Annotated in this window: 17 protein-coding genes; 1 reads left to right on the top strand and 16 read right to left on the bottom strand. The window is 74.8% G+C overall.

Annotation, left to right across the window (positions count from 1 at the left end; all coding sequences use genetic code 11):
* Positions 1–304: 304 nt before the first annotated feature.
* The 8 genes from dapB to MY520_RS26725 all read right to left on the bottom strand — a co-directional run bounded on the left by dapB (position 305) and on the right by MY520_RS26725 (position 8,426).
* Positions 305–1,105 (bottom strand): 4-hydroxy-tetrahydrodipicolinate reductase, encoded by an 801-nt coding sequence (gene dapB / locus MY520_RS26760; RefSeq protein ID WP_436695738.1) that lies wholly within the window; start codon positions 1,103–1,105, stop codon positions 305–307.
* Positions 1,106–1,159: 54 nt separating this feature from the next.
* The gene (locus tag MY520_RS26755) at positions 1,160–1,528 is read right to left on the bottom strand and encodes a VanZ family protein (protein ID WP_436695737.1); all 369 of its coding nucleotides are present in this window, start codon (positions 1,526–1,528) and stop codon (positions 1,160–1,162) included.
* Complete coding sequence (locus MY520_RS26750) at positions 1,528–2,901, bottom strand: M16 family metallopeptidase (RefSeq protein ID WP_436695736.1); 1,374 nt, start codon at positions 2,899–2,901, stop codon at positions 1,528–1,530. Before MY520_RS26750 ends, MY520_RS26755 begins: the two co-directional genes overlap by 1 nt.
* Entirely contained in the window at positions 2,898–5,177 is a 2,280-nt protein-coding gene (locus MY520_RS26745) for a polyribonucleotide nucleotidyltransferase (RefSeq protein ID WP_436695735.1), read from the bottom strand. The genes MY520_RS26750 and MY520_RS26745 overlap by 4 nt, the downstream gene beginning before the upstream one ends.
* 251 nt (positions 5,178–5,428) lie before the next feature.
* The gene (gene rpsO / locus MY520_RS26740; RefSeq protein ID WP_012949947.1) at positions 5,429–5,698 is read right to left on the bottom strand and encodes a 30S ribosomal protein S15; all 270 of its coding nucleotides are present in this window, start codon (positions 5,696–5,698) and stop codon (positions 5,429–5,431) included.
* A 146-nt stretch (positions 5,699–5,844) separates the two neighbouring features.
* Complete coding sequence (locus MY520_RS26735; protein WP_436695734.1) at positions 5,845–6,804, bottom strand: bifunctional riboflavin kinase/FAD synthetase; 960 nt, start codon at positions 6,802–6,804, stop codon at positions 5,845–5,847.
* Between the two features lie 20 nt (positions 6,805–6,824).
* Positions 6,825–7,964, bottom strand: a complete 1,140-nt coding sequence (locus MY520_RS26730; protein WP_436695733.1) for a branched-chain amino acid aminotransferase — start codon at positions 7,962–7,964, stop codon at positions 6,825–6,827.
* A 123-nt stretch (positions 7,965–8,087) separates the two neighbouring features.
* Positions 8,088–8,426, bottom strand: coding sequence for an antibiotic biosynthesis monooxygenase family protein (locus tag MY520_RS26725; RefSeq protein ID WP_436695732.1), 339 nt, complete (start codon positions 8,424–8,426; stop codon positions 8,088–8,090).
* 50 nt (positions 8,427–8,476) lie between these two features.
* Between MY520_RS26725 and larB the strand changes: the two genes are divergently transcribed.
* Positions 8,477–9,148 (top strand): nickel pincer cofactor biosynthesis protein LarB, encoded by a 672-nt coding sequence (gene larB, locus MY520_RS26720; protein WP_436695731.1) that lies wholly within the window; start codon positions 8,477–8,479, stop codon positions 9,146–9,148.
* Here the strand turns inward: larB and larE are convergent.
* From larE to infB, 8 genes are all read right to left on the bottom strand, one after another.
* On the bottom strand, positions 9,139–9,990 hold the full coding sequence (gene larE, locus MY520_RS26715; RefSeq protein WP_436695730.1) for an ATP-dependent sacrificial sulfur transferase LarE: 852 nt from the start codon (positions 9,988–9,990) through the stop codon (positions 9,139–9,141). The genes larB and larE overlap by 10 nt on opposite strands.
* 22 nt (positions 9,991–10,012) lie before the next feature.
* A complete protein-coding gene (truB, locus tag MY520_RS26710) occupies positions 10,013–10,927 on the bottom strand; it encodes a tRNA pseudouridine(55) synthase TruB (RefSeq protein ID WP_436695729.1) in 915 nt (304 codons plus the stop codon).
* Complete coding sequence (locus tag MY520_RS26705) at positions 10,924–12,225, bottom strand: MATE family efflux transporter (RefSeq protein ID WP_436695728.1); 1,302 nt, start codon at positions 12,223–12,225, stop codon at positions 10,924–10,926. Before MY520_RS26705 ends, truB begins: the two co-directional genes overlap by 4 nt.
* Positions 12,222–13,223 (bottom strand): DHH family phosphoesterase, encoded by a 1,002-nt coding sequence (locus MY520_RS26700; protein ID WP_436695727.1) that lies wholly within the window; start codon positions 13,221–13,223, stop codon positions 12,222–12,224. The genes MY520_RS26705 and MY520_RS26700 overlap by 4 nt, the downstream gene beginning before the upstream one ends.
* Complete coding sequence (locus MY520_RS26695) at positions 13,220–13,465, bottom strand: hypothetical protein (RefSeq protein WP_436695726.1); 246 nt, start codon at positions 13,463–13,465, stop codon at positions 13,220–13,222. The genes MY520_RS26700 and MY520_RS26695 overlap by 4 nt, the downstream gene beginning before the upstream one ends.
* Positions 13,462–13,959, bottom strand: a complete 498-nt coding sequence (gene rbfA / locus MY520_RS26690) for a 30S ribosome-binding factor RbfA (protein ID WP_436695725.1) — start codon at positions 13,957–13,959, stop codon at positions 13,462–13,464. Before rbfA ends, MY520_RS26695 begins: the two co-directional genes overlap by 4 nt.
* A 97-nt stretch (positions 13,960–14,056) precedes the next feature.
* Positions 14,057–14,410: a DUF503 domain-containing protein gene (locus MY520_RS26685; RefSeq protein WP_436695724.1), complete on the bottom strand. Its 354-nt coding sequence runs from the start codon at positions 14,408–14,410 to the stop codon at positions 14,057–14,059.
* Between the two features lie 32 nt (positions 14,411–14,442).
* Complete coding sequence (gene infB / locus MY520_RS26680) at positions 14,443–16,278, bottom strand: translation initiation factor IF-2 (RefSeq protein ID WP_436695723.1); 1,836 nt, start codon at positions 16,276–16,278, stop codon at positions 14,443–14,445.
* Positions 16,279–16,841 lie beyond the last annotated feature (563 nt).

Here is a 16,841-nt window from a genome sequence, read left to right as displayed (position 1 = left end):
AAAGGGGTTGTTACTTGGCACTGACTTTCGGCACGCTGTTGAGTTCTCAAGGAGCGGACGCGCAACGACCAGACCCTCGCGGGCTTCGTCCCTGGCGGCTTTGACCTACTGTACGCCGTTCTCGGATCTCCGCACCCCGGGGGGCGCTGTCCGCCGGGCCTCTCGGCCCCGTCCGGCGCGTAGAGAACCATACACGACCTCCCGCGGGGGCGTGCAACTCGGCGAGGGGCGTCCCCCGTCACACCCGGCCCCGTCCCGGGGCCCGCCCTGAGCCGGCGGAGGGTGGGGAGGACGGGGTCCTTCGTCAGAGGCCCAGGAAGCCCTCGATCCCGACCGTCAGGCCGGGCCGCCCGCGGACCTCGCGGACCGCCAGGAGGACCCCCGGCATGAAGGAGGCCCGGTCGTAGGAGTCGTGCCGCAGGGTCAGCGTCTCCCCCGCGGAGCCCATGAGCACCTCCTGGTGCGCGACCAGGCCGGTGAGCCGGACGGCGTGCACGGCGACGCCCTCCACGTCGGCGCCGCGCGCGCCGGGGAGCGAGTCGGTGGTGGCGTCCGGCGAGGGCGGCATGCCCGCGGCCCGGCGGGCGGCGGCGACCAGCCGGGCGGTGCGGACCGCCGTCCCCGAGGGGGCGTCGACCTTGTTCGGGTGGTGCAGCTCGACCACCTCGACCGAGGGGAAGAAGCGGGCCGCCTCCTGGGCGAAGCGCATGAGCAGCACCGCACCGATGCCGAAGTTCGGCGCGATGACCACGCCCAGCTCCGGCTTGGGCTCCAGCCACTCCGCGACGGTGGCGAGCCGGGCCTCGTCGAACCCCGTGGTCCCGACGACGCAGTGGATGTCGTTGTCGATGCAGAACCGGATGTTGTCCATGACGACGTCGGGACGGGTGAAGTCCACGGCGACCTGCGCGCCGGCGTTGGCGAGGTCGAACAGCCAGTCCCCGGAGTCGACCATGGCGACGAGCTCGAGGTCGTCGGCCGCGTTGACCGCCTTGACCACCTCGGTGCCCATGCGCCCCCGCGCACCGAGGACGCCCACCGCGAGGCGGGGACCCTCGCCCGTCGTCTCCGTCGCTGCCTGCTGGTCGGTGGTGGGGGTGCTCACGGTCACCGGGTCAGGTTTCCCGGCCGGACCGGCGGATGCAAGGCAGCCCGCAGGTCAGCGCCGCGACCGCCGCTCCAGGCCGGCCCACGCGAGCAGCCCGGCCAGGACGCCGACGGCGTCGGCCACCCAGTCCGCCACGGACGCCGACCGCTCCAGCGGGGTGAGCCCCTGGACCACCTCGCTCACCGCCGCGTAGAGCAGCAGCAGGGCGGCCAGCACCCGGGCGCGGATGCCGGCCCATCGTCCGCTCGCCGCGAGGACGGCGAACAGCACCAGGTGCACCACCTTGTCCACGCCGGGCGGCGCGGCGGGGACGTCGTCCGCCGGGGCGAACAGCACGGCGAGGGAGACCAGCACCGCCACGGCGAACACGCCGCGCGACAGCGCGCCGTGGACGGCGAGCGCGGGCCCGCGACGGCGCATCAGAGCCGGTCGAGCTCGGACTCGCGGTAGGGCCCGACGACCGCGAGGCAGGTCTCCCGGGTCAGCAGGTCGGCCGCCACGGTGCGGACCTGGGCCTCGTCGACGGCGTCCAGCCGGTCGAGCACCTCGCGCACCGACAGGTACTCGCCGTAGGAGAGCTCGCTCTTGCCCAGCCGGCTCATCCGGGACCCGGTGTCCTCCAGGCCCAGGACCAGGCCGCCCTTGAGCTGGCCGCGACCGCGGGCCACCTCCTCGGCCGTCAGCCCGTCGGCGGCGACGCGCGCGAGCTCCTCGCGGACCAGCCGCAGCACCTCGGGCACCCGCTTCGGCGAGCACCCCGCGTACACGGAGAAGGCGCCGGTGCCGGCGTAGTGGGTGAGGGCCGACCCGACGCTGTAGACCAGGCCCCGCTTCTCCCGGATCTCCTGGAACAGCCGCGAGCTCATGCCCCCGCCCACCGCCGTCTCCAGGACGGCCGCGGCGTAGCGCCGGTCGTCGAGCCGGCCGATGCCGACCGACCCGAGCAGCAGGTGCGTCTGCTCGGTGCGCCGCCGGATCAGGCCGGTCGGCCGCGCCGGGCTCGTGGCACCGGCCGGCTCGCCGCGCCGCAGCGGCGCCGGTGCCCCGGGTCCCGAGAGCCGGTCACCGAAGGCGGCGGCCACCAGGTCGAGGACCTGCCGGTGGTCGACCCGGCCGGCCGCGGTGACCACGATCGACGGGACGACGTAGCGCTGCCGGTACCAGCCGTCGACGTCCTCGCGCGTCAGGCCCTCGATCGACTCGACCGTGCCGAGGACCGAGCGGCCCAGCGCGGTGTCGCCGAACAGGGTCTCGGCGAAGAGGTCGTGCACGGCGTCGGCGGGCTCGTCGTCGCGCATGGCGATCTCCTCGAGCACCACCGTGCGCTCGGACTCGAGGTCGGCCGCGGTGTTGAGCGCGTCGGTGACCAGGTCCCCGAGGAGCGTCATCGCCAGCGGGAGGTCGCTGGCGAGCACGTTCGCGTAGTAGCAGGTGTGCTCCTTCGCGGTGAACGCGTTCATCTCACCGCCGACGGCGTCCATGGCCGTCGCGATCTCCAGCGCGCTCCGGGTCGCCGTCCCCTTGAACAACAGGTGCTCGAGGAAGTGCGAGGAGCCCGCCACGGGATCGGTCTCGTCACGGGAGCCGACGCCGACCCAGATGCCGACGGTCGCCGACAGCACGCCGGGCATCGTCTCGGTCAGGACCCGGAGGCCGCCGGGCAGCACGGTCCGCTCCACCCGGCCGCCGACCTCGTCGACGTCGAGGACGACGGTCTGCCCGACACCGGCCGGGGCCGGGACGGGCGTCGCTGCGCCCGTCCCGGCCCCGGTCACGGCCTGCTCGGTACTCACGCCTCCGCGGGAGCGGACTCGGCCGGGGCCTCGGCCGCCGGGGCGGCGTCGCCGGAGCCGTCGCCCTCGGCCGCGACCGGCACGAGGCTGATCTTGCCGCGGGCGTCGATGTCGGTGATCTCGACCTGCAGCTTGTCGCCGACGTTGACGACGTCCTCGACCTTGGCGATCCGCTTGCCGGCACCGAGCTTGCTGATGTGCACCAGCCCGTCCTTGCCCGGCAGCAGCGAGACGAAGGCGCCGAACGGCGTGGTCTTCACGACCGTGCCGAGGAAGCGCTCGCCCACCTTCGGCATCTGCGGGTTGGCGATCGCGTTGATCCGGTCCACCGCCGCCTGCGCCGAGGGGCCGTCGGAGGCGCCGACGTAGATCGTGCCGTCGTCCTCGATGGTGATGTCCGCGCCGGTCTCGTCCTGGATCGCGTTGATCATCTGGCCCTTGGGGCCGATCACCGCGCCGATCTTGTCGACCGGGATGCGCACCGTGGTCACCCGCGGGGCGTAGGGGCTCATCTCGTCGGGGCCGTCGATGGCCTCGCCCATGACGTCGAGGATGTGCAGCCGGGCCGCGCGGGCCTGGGTCAGCGCCTGGGCGAGGACGTCGGAGGGGATGCCGTCGAGCTTCGTGTCCAGCTGGAGGGCCGTGACGAAGTCCTTGGTGCCGGCGACCTTGAAGTCCATGTCACCGAAGGCGTCCTCGGCGCCGAGGATGTCGGTCAGCGCGACGTACTCGGTCTTGCCGTCCACCTCGTCGGACACCAGGCCCATCGCGATGCCGGCGACCGGCGCCTTCAGCGGCACACCGGCGTTGAGCAGCGCGAGGGTCGAGGCGCAGACCGAGCCCATGGACGTCGAGCCGTTGGAGCCCAGCGCCTCGGACACCTGCCGGATCGCGTAGGGGAACTCCTCGCGGTCGGGCAGGACCGGCAGCAGCGCCCGCTCGGCGAGCGCACCGTGGCCGATCTCGCGGCGCTTGGGCGAGCCGACCCGGCCGGTCTCACCGGTGGAGTACGGCGGGAAGTTGTAGTTGTGCATGTACCGCTTGCGCGTCTCGGGCGAGAGCGTGTCCAGCTGCTGCTCCATGCGGAGCATGTTCAGCGTGGTGATGCCCAGGATCTGGGTCTCGCCCCGCTCGAACAGCGCCGAGCCGTGCACGCGGGGCACGACCTCCACCTCGGCCGACAGCGGGCGGATGTCGGTCAGCCCGCGGCCGTCGATGCGGACCTTGTCGCGCAGGATGCGCTGGCGGACGACCTTCTTGGTGAGCGCGCGGAAGGCGCCGGAGATCTCCTTCTCGCGGCCCTCGAACTGGCCGGCCAGCGCGGCCTTGACCTCGTCCTTGAGCGCGTCGGTGGCCGCCTCGCGGTCCTGCTTGCCGGCGATGGCCTGCGCCTCGGCGAGCCGTCCGGCGGCGAAGGACTCGACGGCGGCGTAGACGTCGTCCTGGTAGTCGAGGAAGCGGGGGAACTCCGCGACCGGCTTGGCGGCCTTGGCGGCCAGCGCGCTCTGCGCCTCGCACAGCGCCTTGATGAACGGCTTGGCGGCCTCGAGGCCCTGCGCGACGACCTCCTCGGTCGGGGAGGGGGCGCCGCCGGCGACCAGCTGGACCGTCTTCTCGGTGGCCTCGGCCTCGACCATCATGATCGCGACGTCGCCGTCCGGGAGGACGCGACCGGCCACGACCATGTCGAAGACGGCGTCGGCCAGCTCGGTGTGGGTCGGGAAGCCCACCCACTGGCCGTTGATCAGCGCGACGCGGGTGCCGCCGACCGGGCCGGAGAAGGGCAGGCCGGAGAGCTGGGTGGACGCCGAGGCGCCGTTGATCGCCAGCACGTCGTACAGGTGGTCGGGGTCCAGCGACAGGACGGTGATGACGACCTGGACCTCGTTGCGCAGGCCCTTGGCGAAGGTCGGGCGCAGCGGGCGGTCGATCAGCCGGCAGGTGAGGATCGCGTCCTCCGACGGGCGGCCCTCGCGGCGGAAGAACGAGCCGGGGATGCGCCCGGCGGCGTACATCCGCTCCTCGACGTCGACCGTCAGCGGGAAGAAGTCGAACTGCTCCTTGGGCTGGCGGCCGGCCGTGGTGGCCGACAGCAGCATGGTGTCGCCCGTGGTGACGACGACCGAGCCGGCGGCCTGGCGGGCCAGGCGACCGGTCTCGAAGGTGACGCTGCGGCTGCCGAAGCTGCCGTTGTCGATGACCGCCGTGGCGGTGGTGACCCCGTCCTCGGGGTCGAACTCGGCCGCGGTGGTGTTCTGGGTGGTGGGTGCGGACACGTCGTCCTCTTCCTACGTCGCATGCGGCGACGTCCTCTTCGTGGCGTCCTGCGCCGAACTGCGCCCGGGGTGACCGGTCTTCGATCGAAGCCCACGGGAGGGGTTCCCCTCCCGTGGGGAGGGGCATGCCCGGGGGCCACTACCGAGGACCGACCAGCGTGGGGGGTCCGGCTCGGGAGGCCGGGGGTCTCGTGGGGCGGGTGCCCGACGAGAGAGGGGACCGTCCCGGCGGGACGGTCCCCTCGTCGTGCTTACCGGCGCAGACCGAGCCGCTCGATGAGCGAGCGGTACCGGCTGATGTCGGTCTTCGCCAGGTAGTTCAGCAGCCGGCGACGACGGCCGACCAGCAGGAGCAGGCCCCGCCGGCTGTGGTGGTCGTGCTTGTGCTGCTTGAGGTGCTCGGTGAGGTCGCTGATCCGGCGGGTCAGCATCGCGACCTGCACCTCGGGCGAACCCGTGTCCTTCTCGACCGTGGCGTACTCGGTCATGATCTGCTGCTTGGTCGCGCTGTCGAGCGCCATGGACGGCCTCCTGGGCAGGTCACGTGTGGCCCCCGGTCTGGGTCACGGGGGCAGGCTGCACACACGTCGGGGATGCCGACGTCGCCCCAAGGTTACACACCGGCGTCGAACGGTCCCCGGGAGCGGGTGGCCGGAGGACCGCGGTGTCACAGTCCGAGGACCGACCGGGTCTCGGCGACGTCCCGGTCCATCGCGGCCACCAGCTCGCCGACGTCGGAGAACGCGAGCATCGGGCGCAGTCGCTGGACGAACTCCACGCCCACGTGCTCGCCGTAGAGGTCGCCCTCGAAGTCGAGCAGGAAGGCCTCGACCGTCCGGCGGGTCCCCTGGAAGGTGGGGTTGGTCCCCACCGAGATGGCGGCCGGCGAGGTGCTGCGGGTGGCTCCGGTCCGGGGGTCGCGGATGACCAGTGCCCCGGCGTAGACGCCGTCGGCGGGGATCGCGGTGAACGGCGGGGACTCCACGTTCGCCGTCGGGTAGCCCAGCTCCCGGCCGCGGCGGTCCCCCCGGACGACCACGCCCTCGATGCGGTGCGGCCGGCCCAGCGCGCGGGCCGCCGGGACCATGTCGCCGGCCGCCACGCAGGCCCGGATGTAGGTCGAGGAGATGGTGATCTCGCCGTCGGCCGAGGTGTCCCCCGTCAGGGCCACCCCCTCGACGCTGAAGCCGAACCGGCGGCCCTCCTGGGTCAGCGTGGTGACGGTGCCCGCGGCCCGGTGCCCGTAGGTGAAGTTCTCCCCCACCACCACCGACGCCGTGTGCAGCCGCTCGACCAGGACCGTGTGGGTGAACGTCTCCGGGGACAGCCGCATGAAGTCCTGCGTGAACGGCAGCACGCACATCGCGTCGACGCCGAGGGCGGCGACCAGCTCGGCCTTGCGGTCCATCGAGGTGAGGATCGCCGGGTGCGAGCCGGGGCGGACCACCTCGGAGGGGTGCGGGTCGAAGGTGAGGAGCAGGCACGGGCGGCCCATCGCCCGCGCCCGCTCCACGGCGGTGCCGATCAGCATCTGGTGGCCGCGGTGGACGCCGTCGTACATCCCGACGGTGACCACGGTCCGGCCGAGGTCAGCCGGGGTGGCCTCCAGCCCGCGCCAGCGGAGCAATGCCGTTTCCCGCCCCGCGCTCAGGCGACCCGGTGCAGCCAGCCGTGGGTGTCGGGCACCCGGCCGTGCTGGATGTCGAGGAGGTGCCCGCGCAGCGCCATGGTGAGCGGCCCGGGCTCGCCGTCGCCGACCACGAAGTCGCCGGTGCGGGCCTTCACCTCGCCGACGGGGGTGATCACGGCCGCCGTTCCGCAGGCGAAGGTCTCGGTGACCGTGCCGTCGGCGACGCCGGCCCGCCACTCGTCGACGCTGAACCGCCGCTCGGTGACCCGGTGCCCCATCTCGCGGGCGACGGTGATGAGCGAGTCCCGGGTGATGCCCGGCAGGAGGGTGCCGGTCAGCTCGGGCGTGACCAGCTCGGCGTCGTCGCCGGAGCCGAGGACGAAGAACAGGTTCATCCCGCCCATCTCCTCGACGTAGCGCTTCTCCACCGCGTCGAGCCACACGACCTGGTCGCAGCCGGCCTCGATCGCCTGCTCCTGGGCCAGCAGGCTGGCGGCGTAGTTGCCGGCGCACTTCACGTCGCCGGTCCCGCCGGGAGCGGCCCGGATGTAGTCCTCGGACAGGTAGACCGACACCGGGTGGACCCCGCGCGGGAAGTACGCGCCCGCCGGGCTGGCGATGACCAGGAAGAGGTACTCGTGGGCCGGCCGGACGCCGAGGAACGGCTCGGTCGCCAGCTGGTAGGGCCGCAGGTAGAGGGTCTGGTCGGGGCCCGTGGGGACCCAGTCGCGGTCGGCGTCGACCAGCGCGTCGACCGCGGCCAGGAAGGCCTCCTCGGGCACCGGCGGCATCGCCAGCCGCCGGGCACCGCGGACGAAGCGGGCCGCGTTGGCCTCGGGCCGGAAGGTGGCGACGCTGCCGTCGGGCTGGGCGTAGGCCTTGAGCCCCTCGAAGATCGACTGGGCGTAGTGCAGCGCGGCCGTGGCCGGGTCCATCTGCAGCGGCGCGTACGCGGTCAGCCGGGCGTCGTACCAGCCCTCACCGGCGCGGTAGCGCGCGACGAACATCGAGTCGGTGAAGTACCGGCCGAAGCCGGGGTCGGCCAGCAGCGCGTCCCGCTCGGCCGCCGGGCGCCGCCGCACGTCCTCCACGACCACCGGCACGCCCTCGGAGAAGACCCGGGAGGAGGTACGGCTGTCGGCGAGCGTGTCGGTCATGGCTCCCACCTTGCGGCGTGCAGGGATCAACGGGCGGCGCCCGACGGCTTGCCGGGCCCGCTGGTCCACCCTAGCCCGGCCCGGCGGCGGGCCGACGACGACCGCCGCCGGCCCGCCCCGCCGTCAGACCTGCTGCCCCTGGCCGGCCTTCGGGCCGGCGGACTCGAGCACCTCGTAGCTCCACAGGTGGCTGGAGGTGGCGGCGGCCGGCGCCAGGGTGTCGCCGCCGCCGGAGTGGGCGCGGTCGAAGTCCTGGCTGGACTGCCACGCCTCGTAGGCCTCCTGGCTGCTCCAGCGCGTGTAGACGAGGTACTGGTCGGTGCCCTCCTGGGGCCGCAGCAGCTCGAACCACTCGAAGCCCGGGGTCTCCTCCACCGCACCCGCCCGCCCGCGGAAGCGCTCCTCGAAGCGGGCCTGCTTGTCCGGCGGCACGGTGATCGCGTTGATCTTGACGACGCTCATGGCCCTCCCCTTCCCGGCCCGGCGGAGGGTCAATCCCCCATGCTGGCTCCGTGGACGCCACGCGCACGACCGACCTCGGCTTCGCCCGGCTGGACCCCGACCGCGCGGCACGCACCGGCACGCCGGAGGTCGTCTACGCCGCGGGGAAGACCCCGGAGCAGACGGTGGCCTGCCTCGCCGCCCTCCTGGCGGACACCGGGACCGCGTGGGCCACGCGGGTGGACGATGCGACGAGGGAGGCCGTCCGCTCCCGCTGGCCCGACGCCGTCGTCGATCCCGAGGCCCGCTGTGTGGCCGTCGGGGCGCTGCCGGCGCCCGTCGGGCAGGTGGTGGTGCTCACCGCCGGGACGTCGGACGGCCCGGTCGCCGCCGAGGTGGCGTTCACCCTCGCCACCTCCGGCGTGGGCAGCCGGCGGGTCGACGACGTCGGCGTGGCCGGCGTGCACCGGGTGCTGGCCGTCGTCCCCGACCTCGCCGCGGCCGACGCGGTGGTCGTCGTCGCCGGGATGGACGGCGCCCTGCCCAGCGTGGTCGCCGGCCTGACCGACCGGCTGGTGGTCGCGGTGCCGACGTCGGTGGGCTACGGCGCGGCGTTCGAGGGGCTGGCCGCGCTGCTGACCATGCTCACCGCCTGCGCGCCCGGGGTCCTCGTGGTGAACATAGACAACGGCTTCGGCGCCGGGGTGGCCGCCGCGCGCATCGTGCGCAGCCGTCAGCGGTAGCGGACCGGGTCCGGCAGCAGCTCGTTCATCGACCCCGACCGGAACCCGCGGGGGTCGACCTCCACCCGGTCGAACCCGATGACCACGGCCAGCACCTCGGGCCGGTCCGTGAGCGCCGCGACGGCGGCGGCGTCCACCTCGACCCGGGCGGTGTCCCGGCCCGCCACGGCCCCGAGGTCGCGCACCCGGAGGTCCCGGACCGGCACGCCGGCGGCGACCAGGGCGCCCCGCAGCGCCGACTCGGCGGCCTCGACCCGGGCCAGCCGCTCGGCCGACACCGGCACCCTGTAGGCGATCCGGCTGGCCAGGCAGGCGGCGGCGGGCTTGTCGGCCAGCGGCAGCCCCCAGCGGCGGGCGGCGGCGCGGACGTCGTCCTTGGTCAGGCCGGCCCGGGCCAGGGGCGCCCAGGCACCCCGCTCGGCGGCCGCCCGTATGCCGGGCCGGAAGCCGGCGCGGAGGTCGTCGGCGTTGGTGCCGGTGACGACGTCGGCGATGCCGAGGCGCGCGGCCAGGGGCGCGAGGACGTCGACCAACTCGGTCTTGCAGAAGGCGCAGCGGTCGCCGGCGTTGGCGACGTAGCCGGGCCGGGAGAGCTCGTCGGTGCGCGGCTGCTCGTGCCGCACCCCGAGGGAGGCGGCGAAGTCGGCGGCCGCGGCGCGCTCGGCGGCGGGCAGGCTGGGCGAGACGGCGGTCGCGGCCACCACCCGGCCGGGCCCGAGCGTCCGCGCGGCGGCGGCCAGGAGCGTGCCGGAGTCGACCCCGCCGGAGAAGGCCACGAGCACATCGGGCAGGGGCGCGAGCAGCGCCGTCAGGGCCGCCAGGCGCCCGTCGAGGTCCGTCACGGGAGGCACGGTGCCACGCCGGTCATCCCGGCGGGAAGCCGACCGCGACCCGGGCCGTCGGACCGGCGTCCTCGACCAGGGCGACCAGCCGGCCGTCGCCGTCGATCGCGGCGTGCAGGCCGGGCGTGCCGGTGGCGGGGACCCGCTGGCCGTGGCCGAGGGCGCGCGCCTCGTCGGCGGTGAGCACCCGCTCGGGGAAGACCAGGCGGGCGGCGTCGGGAAGGCCGAGGACGCCCGGTCCCCCGGCGCCGGCCAGCGCCGCGGCCGCCTCCTCCACCGGCGCGGCCCGGTCGACGGCGAACGGTCCCGACGCGGTGCGGCGCAGTGCGGCGAGGTGGCCCCCGACGCCCAGGGCGGCGCCGGCGTCGCGGGCGATCGCGCGGACGTAGGTGCCGGCGGTGCAGCCGACCGTCACGTCGACGTCGACCAGCTCGGGGGTGGGCCGGGAGACGCGGTGCACGTCGAGCCGGTGCACGGTGACCGCCCGCGGCTCGAGCACCACCTCCTCGCCGGCCCGTACCCGGTCGTAGGACCGCCGGCCGGCGACCTTGACCGCGCTCACCGAGGAGGGCACCTGCAGCAGCGGCCCGGTCTGCGCCGCCAGCGCGGCGGCGACCGCGGCGTCGTCGAGGTGGGCGGCGGACGTGGTGCTCAGCACCTCGCCCTCGCGGTCGTCGGTCACCGTCGCCTGGCCCAGCCGGATGGTGGCCTCGTAGGTCTTGTCGTGGCCGCCGAGGTACCCGAGCAGCCGGGTGGCGGCGCCCACACCGAGGACCAGCAGACCGGTCGCCATCGGGTCGAGCGTCCCGGCGTGCCCGACCCGGCGCACCGACAGCACCCGGCGGGCGCGCGCGACGACGTCGTGGGAGGTCACGCCGCCGGGCTTGTCGACCAGCAGGAGGCCCGGGGGGACGTCGGCGTCGGGGCGTCGGCTCACACCGTCACCGTGTCAGGTGCGGTCAGCCACCGGTCGCCCGCCACCCGCACCAGGACGGCGACCAGGCGCAGCGCGATGAAGAGCGTGAGCCCGGCCCACACCCCGGCCAGCCCCCAGCCCAGCGGGACGGCGAGCAGCGACAGCGGCACGAAGCCGACGAGGGCCGCCCCGATCGTCACCGTGCGCAGGTAGCCGACGTCGCCGGCCCCCATGAGCACGCCGTCGAGCGCGAACACCACGCCGGCCAGCGGCTGCATGCCGGCGAGGAACCACCACGCCACGCCGGCCTCGGCCACGACCGCGGGGTCGTCGGTGAACAGCGGCGGGACCACCGGCCGCAGCGCCAGGAGCACGGCGGCGACCAGCAGCCCGGTGCCCAGCCCCCAGAGGCTGACCCGCCGGGCGGTGCTGCGGGCGTCGGCGAGGCGGCCGCCGCCGAGCGCCTGGCCGACGAGGGTCTGCGCCGCGATCGCGTAGGCGTCGAGCACCAGGGCGAGGAAGAAGAACAGCTGGACGGCGATCTGGTGCGCGCCGAGCTCCGCGGTGCCGGCGCGGGCCACGACGCCGGTGGCCACCAGGAACGCCAGCTGCAGGACGGCGGCGCGCAGCAGCAGGTCGCGGCCGATGACCAGCTGGGCCCGCAGCGCCGCCGCGCGCGGCCGCCGGCCGACGTCCTCCCGCAGGATGGCGCGGACGAAGAGGGCGGCCGAGACCGCCTGGCCGGCGACGTTGGCGACCGCCGAGCCGGGCAGCCCCAGGCCGGCCACGTGCACCAGCAGGGGGCAGAGCACGAGGCTCACCAGGCTGCCGGCGAGCACGTAGCGCATGGGCCGGCGGAGCTCCTGCACGCCGCGCAGCCAGCCGTTGCCGGCCAGGGAGACCAGCAGCAGCGGTGCCCCGAGGCTCGCGATGCGCAGCCAGGTCTCCCCCGCCGCGGCGACCGGCCCGGCACCGCCGGCCAGCACCCGGGTCAGCGGGCCGGCCAGCAGCTGGAAGACCAGCAGCACGGCTCCGCCCAGGGCCAGGGCCAGCCAGGTGGCCTGCACGCCCTCGGCGACCGCGCCGGCCCGGTCACCGGCCCCGGCCCGGCGGGCGGCGCGGGCGGTCGTGCCGTAGGCGAGGAAGTTGAGCAGCGCGGCGGCCCAGGCCAGCAGCGCGCCGCCGACGGCGAGGCCCCCCAGCGCGACCGTGCCCAGGTTGCCGACGACGGCGGTGTCGACCAGCAGGTAGAGCGGCTCCGCGGCCAGCACGACCAGGGCCGGCGCCGCCAGCGCGAGGACCGAGGGCGGGCGGGTCACGCCTCGAGCTGGGTCCGGATGCGCCGCACCGTGGTCTCGCGGTCCGCGGCGGAGGTGAAGCCCGCGGCGGCGCGGTGGCCGCCACCGCCCAGGGCCACGGCGACGCGGGCGACGTCGGTGGCGCCGCGCGAGCGCAACGAGACCGACCACGAGCCGTCGTCCTGCCCCTTGAGCACGCAGGCGACGTCGGCCTCCTGCGTGGAGCGGACGACGTCCACCAGCGCCTCGAGCTGCTCCCCCGGCAGGCCGTGCTCGGCGGCCTCGGCAGTGCTCGACCAGGTCCACACCAGGCCGGCGCCGACGTCGGGTTCGAGCACGGCCCGGCCGGCGACGACCGAGAGCAGGCCCAGCCAGCCGAACGGCGCGGTGTCGAACAGCCGCTGGCTGATCGCGGCGTGGTCGATGCCGGTCGCCAGCAACCGGGCGGCGAGACCGTGGGTGTCGGGTCGGGTGTTGCCGAACCGGAAGGACCCGGTGTCGGCGGCCAGGCCCGCGTAGAGGCAGGTGGCCAGCCGCTCGTCGAGGCTGACGCCGAGCCCGTCGAGCAGGTCGGCGACGAGCGCGACGGTCGCCGGTGCGGCCGGGTCGACGACGCGCACGTCCCCGAAGCCCGGGTTGCTGGCGTGGTGGTCGACGACGACGGAGGTCCCGGCGCGCTCCAGCAGGACCGCCAGCTCACCCAGCCGGCCCGGGGAGGCGGCGTCCAGGCTGACGAAGACGTCCGGGGAGCCGGGCACGTCCGACGACGGCACCAGCCCCTCGGCACCGGGCAGCCAGGCGAGTGAGGCGGGCAGCACGAAGGGCTCCGGGAAGGTGGCCAGCACGCGGGCTCCGCGGCGACGGAGGCCCTCGGCCAGGGCGAGCGTGCTGCCCAGCGCGTCGGCGTCGGGCTGCACGTGACCGGAGAGGACCACGGTGGCCGACGACGCCGCCGCCTCGGCGAGGACGGCGGCGGCGCGGTCGGTCAGCTCGGTGCCCGGCGGGATCGCGATCGTCACGCCGAGGGACCGGGGTCGGCGACCGGAGGGGCGTCCTGCTCCTCGGTCACCTTCCCCCCGCCGACCGGGTAGGCGGAGTCGGCGGCGTCCGGCTCGTCGGAGGTGATGCTGGGGGCGTCGCCGATCGCTCCCTGCTTGCCGCCCTGGGTCGGGTCGCCGGAGTCGGGGACGTCGCGCCCGCCGAGCTGCGAGCGGCCCTGCCCCTCGTCGGGCAGGCGGGGGTCCGGGTCGTTCTCGCTCACGAGGCACTCCTGGTCCGGGCGGGCACGTCGACCACGTCATCGGCAGTTCCGAGGTCGTCGGTGTCGTCGTCGTCCTCGGCCGGGTGCCGGTACGGGTCGGGCTCGCCGGCGTAGGCCTTGCCCTCCCGGATCCGGGCGAGCTCGGCGTCGGCGTGCCGGACCCGCTCCAGCGCGGCGTCGAGCTCGCGGGCGGTGTCGGGCACGTGGTCGGCGACGAAGGTCAGCGTCGGGACGAACTTGATCCCGGTCTGCTTCCCCACCGCGGAGCGCAGCACGCCGGTCGCCGACGCCAGTGCCTTCGCGGAGTCCTCGACCGCGGCGGCGTCGCCGTACACGGTGTAGAAGACGGTCGCCTCGCGGAGGTCGCCGGTCACCCGCGTGTCGGTGACGGTGACCATGCCCAGCCGGGGGTCCTTGATCTGCATCTCGATCGCGGCGGAGACGATCTGGCGGATGCGCACCGCCAGCTTGCGGGCGCGGGCCGGGTCGGCCATCGGACCTCCTGGGTCGGGGCGTCCAGGGGACGCCGAACGGACGGTGGGATCTGGCCCCCGGTGGCCTCGGCCGGTTCCGAGCCGGGGGCAGGGCTCCTCAATCGGTGTCGGAGAACAGCTGCCGGTGCGTCGAGAGCAGCGTCACCTCCGGCCGCTCGGCCAGCAACCGCTCGCAGGCGTCGAGCACGTCGGCGACCTGGCCGGCGTCGGCGGCCACGGTGGCCACCCCGACCTGGACGCGGCGGTGCAGGTCCTGGTCGCCGACCTCGGCGGCGGCCACGGCGAAGCGGCGCCGCAGCTCGGCGACGATCGGCCGGACGACGGCGCGCTTGCCCTTGAGCGAGTGGACGTCACCGAGCAGCAGGTCGGCGCTGAGCGTGCCGGTGAAGATGAGGACCCTCCTGCCACCCGCCACTCGCACGCACGCGGCGGGCCCCTGCAGGAGGGCCAACGGACTCACCTGCAGGGGCCGCCTCAGCTACCTCAGTCGCGCGGGATCTCGCGCATCTCGAAGGTCTCGATCACGTCGTCGACCTTGATGTCGTTGAACGACCCCAGGCCGATACCGCACTCGTAGCCCTCGCGGACCTCGGTCGCGTCGTCCTTGAAGCGGCGGAGCGACTCCACCGACAGGTTGTCGGCGACCACGGCACCGTCGCGCAGGAGCCGGGCCTTCGAGTTGCGGACGATCGTGCCGCTGCGGACCAGCGAACCGGCGACGTTGCCGATCTTGGGCACCCGGAAGACCTCGCGGACCTCCGCCGTGCCCAGCTGGACCTCCTCGTAGACCGGCTTGAGCATCCCCTTGAGGGCGGCCTCGATCTCGTCGATGGCCTGGTAGATGACCGTGTAGTACCGGACGTCCACCCCCTCGCGGTTGGCCAGCTCGGTGGCCTGACCCTCGGCCCGGACGTTGAAGCCCAGGACGATGACGTCGTCGGCCAGCGCGAGGTCGATGTCGCTCTTGGTGATGCCGCCGACGCCGCGGTGGATGACCCGCAGCGAGATGTCGTCGCTCACCTCGATCTTCATCAGCGCCTCTTCGAGCGCCTCGACGGTGCCCGAGTTGTCGCCCTTGATGATCAGGTTGAGCTGGCGGGTCTCCTTGAGCGCCGCGTCGAGGTCCTCGAGGCTGATCCGCTTGCGCATGGAGGCGTTCTGCGCGTTGCGGATGCGGGCCTGGCGGCGGTCGGCGATCTGCCGGGCCACCCGGTCCTCCTCGACGACGAGGAACGTGTCACCGGCGCGCGGCACCGAGGTGAGCCCGACGACCTGCACCGGCCGGGAGGGCAGGGCCTCCTTGAGCTTGGTGCCGTGCTCGTCGAGCAGCGACCGGACGCGGCCGTAGGCGTCGCCGGCCACGATCGAGTCGCCCTGGCGCAGCGTGCCGCGCTGGACGAGCACCGTGGCGACGGGGCCGCGGCCCTTGTCCAGCTTGCCCTCGATGACCACGCCCTGCGGGTCCTGCTCGGTGTTGGCGCGCAGGTCGAGCGAGGCGTCGGCGGTCAGCAGGATCGCCGTGAGCAGGTCGTCGAGGCCCTGCCGCGTGGTCGCGGAGACGTCGACGAACATCGTGTCGCCGCCGTACTCCTCGGCCACGAGGCCGTACTCGGTGAGCTGCTGCCGGATCTTGGCGGGGTTGGCCCCCTCCTTGTCGATCTTGTTCACCGCGACCACGATCGGCACCTCGGCGGCCTGGGCGTGGTTGAGCGCCTCGACCGTCTGCGGCATGACGCCGTCGTCGGCCGCCACGACCAGGACGACGATGTCGGTCACCTTCGCGCCACGGGCACGCATCGCGGTGAACGACTCGTGACCCGGGGTGTCGATGAAGGTGATCGGCCGCTCGTTGTGCTCCAGCTCGGTGACGATCTGGTAGGCGCCGATGTGCTGGGTGATGCCGCCGGCCTCGCGGGCGACCACGTTGCTGTGACGCAGGGCGTCGAGCAGCTTGGTCTTGCCGTGGTCGACGTGACCCATGACGGTCACCACCGGCGGACGGGACTCCCAGTCGCCCTCCTCGCCCTCTTCGTCGCCGAAGGTGAGGTCGAAGGTCTCGAGCAGCTCGCGGTCCTCGTCCTCGGGGCTGACCACCTGGATGACCCAGTCGATCTCGGCACCGAGCAGCTGCAGCGTCTCGTCGTTGACCGACTGGGTCGCGGTGACCATCTCGCCCAGGTGGAACAGGGCGGTGACCAGCGCGGCCGGCTGAGCGCCGATCTTCTCGGCGAGGTCGGTCAGCGACGCACCCCGCGGCAGGCGGACGGTCTGTCCGTTGCCGCGCGGCAGCGAGACGCCACCCATGCTGGGTGCCGCCATGGAGTCGAACTCCTGGCGCCGCTGCTTCTTGCTCTTGCGACCGCGGACCGGTCCGCGACCGCCGGGACGCCCGAAGGCACCGGCCGTGCCGGCACCGGAACCACCGCGACCGCGGCCACGACCGCCGCCGCCGCCACCACCACGGAAGCCACCACCGGCGGGCGCGCCGGCGCCGGGGGCACCGCCGCCACCACCCGGACGGAAGCCACCGCCACCGCCACCGCCACCGGGGCCACCACCGGGACGGCCACGGCCTGCGCCGCCGGGCCCGCCGGCACCGGGACGGCCGCCACCGGCCGGCCGCGGCGGCATCATGCCGGGGCTCGGGCGCTGCGGCATCATGCCCGGGTTCGGACGCGGGCCACCGGGACCGGCCGCCGGACGCGGACCACCCGCACCGGGAGCCGGGCGGGGGCCACCCGCACCGGGAGCCGAGCGGGGACCGCCGGGACCCGGACGCGGACCGGCACCGGGACCCGGACGCGGGCCACCGGGACCGGCGGCCGCCGGGCGGGGGCCGGGCGCACCGGGACCGGGGCGCGCCGCGCCCCCGGGCGGCGCCG

This window comes from Geodermatophilus sp. CPCC 205506, assembly GCF_051383635.1.
Taxonomy (GTDB): Bacteria; Actinomycetota; Actinomycetes; order Mycobacteriales; family Geodermatophilaceae; genus Geodermatophilus.
The sequence above is the reverse complement of the archived record's forward strand: the minus strand, read 5'-3'. Positions and strand labels throughout refer to the sequence as shown.

Coding starts and splice junctions, on each gene's coding strand:
- rpsO (WP_012949947.1), bottom strand. CDS start 5,698: ATGGCGCTCGACAGCGCGACCAAGCAGCAGATCATGACCGAGTACGCC.
- infB (WP_436695723.1), bottom strand. CDS start 16,278: ATGGCGGCACCCAGCATGGGTGGCGTCTCGCTGCCGCGCGGCAACGGA.
- rbfA (WP_436695725.1), bottom strand. CDS start 13,959: ATGGCCGACCCGGCCCGCGCCCGCAAGCTGGCGGTGCGCATCCGCCAG.
- MY520_RS26725 (WP_436695732.1), bottom strand. CDS start 8,426: ATGAGCGTCGTCAAGATCAACGCGATCACCGTGCCGCCGGACAAGCAG.
- MY520_RS26755 (WP_436695737.1), bottom strand. CDS start 1,528: ATGCGCCGTCGCGGGCCCGCGCTCGCCGTCCACGGCGCGCTGTCGCGC.
- MY520_RS26730 (WP_436695733.1), bottom strand. CDS start 7,964: ATGACCGACACGCTCGCCGACAGCCGTACCTCCTCCCGGGTCTTCTCC.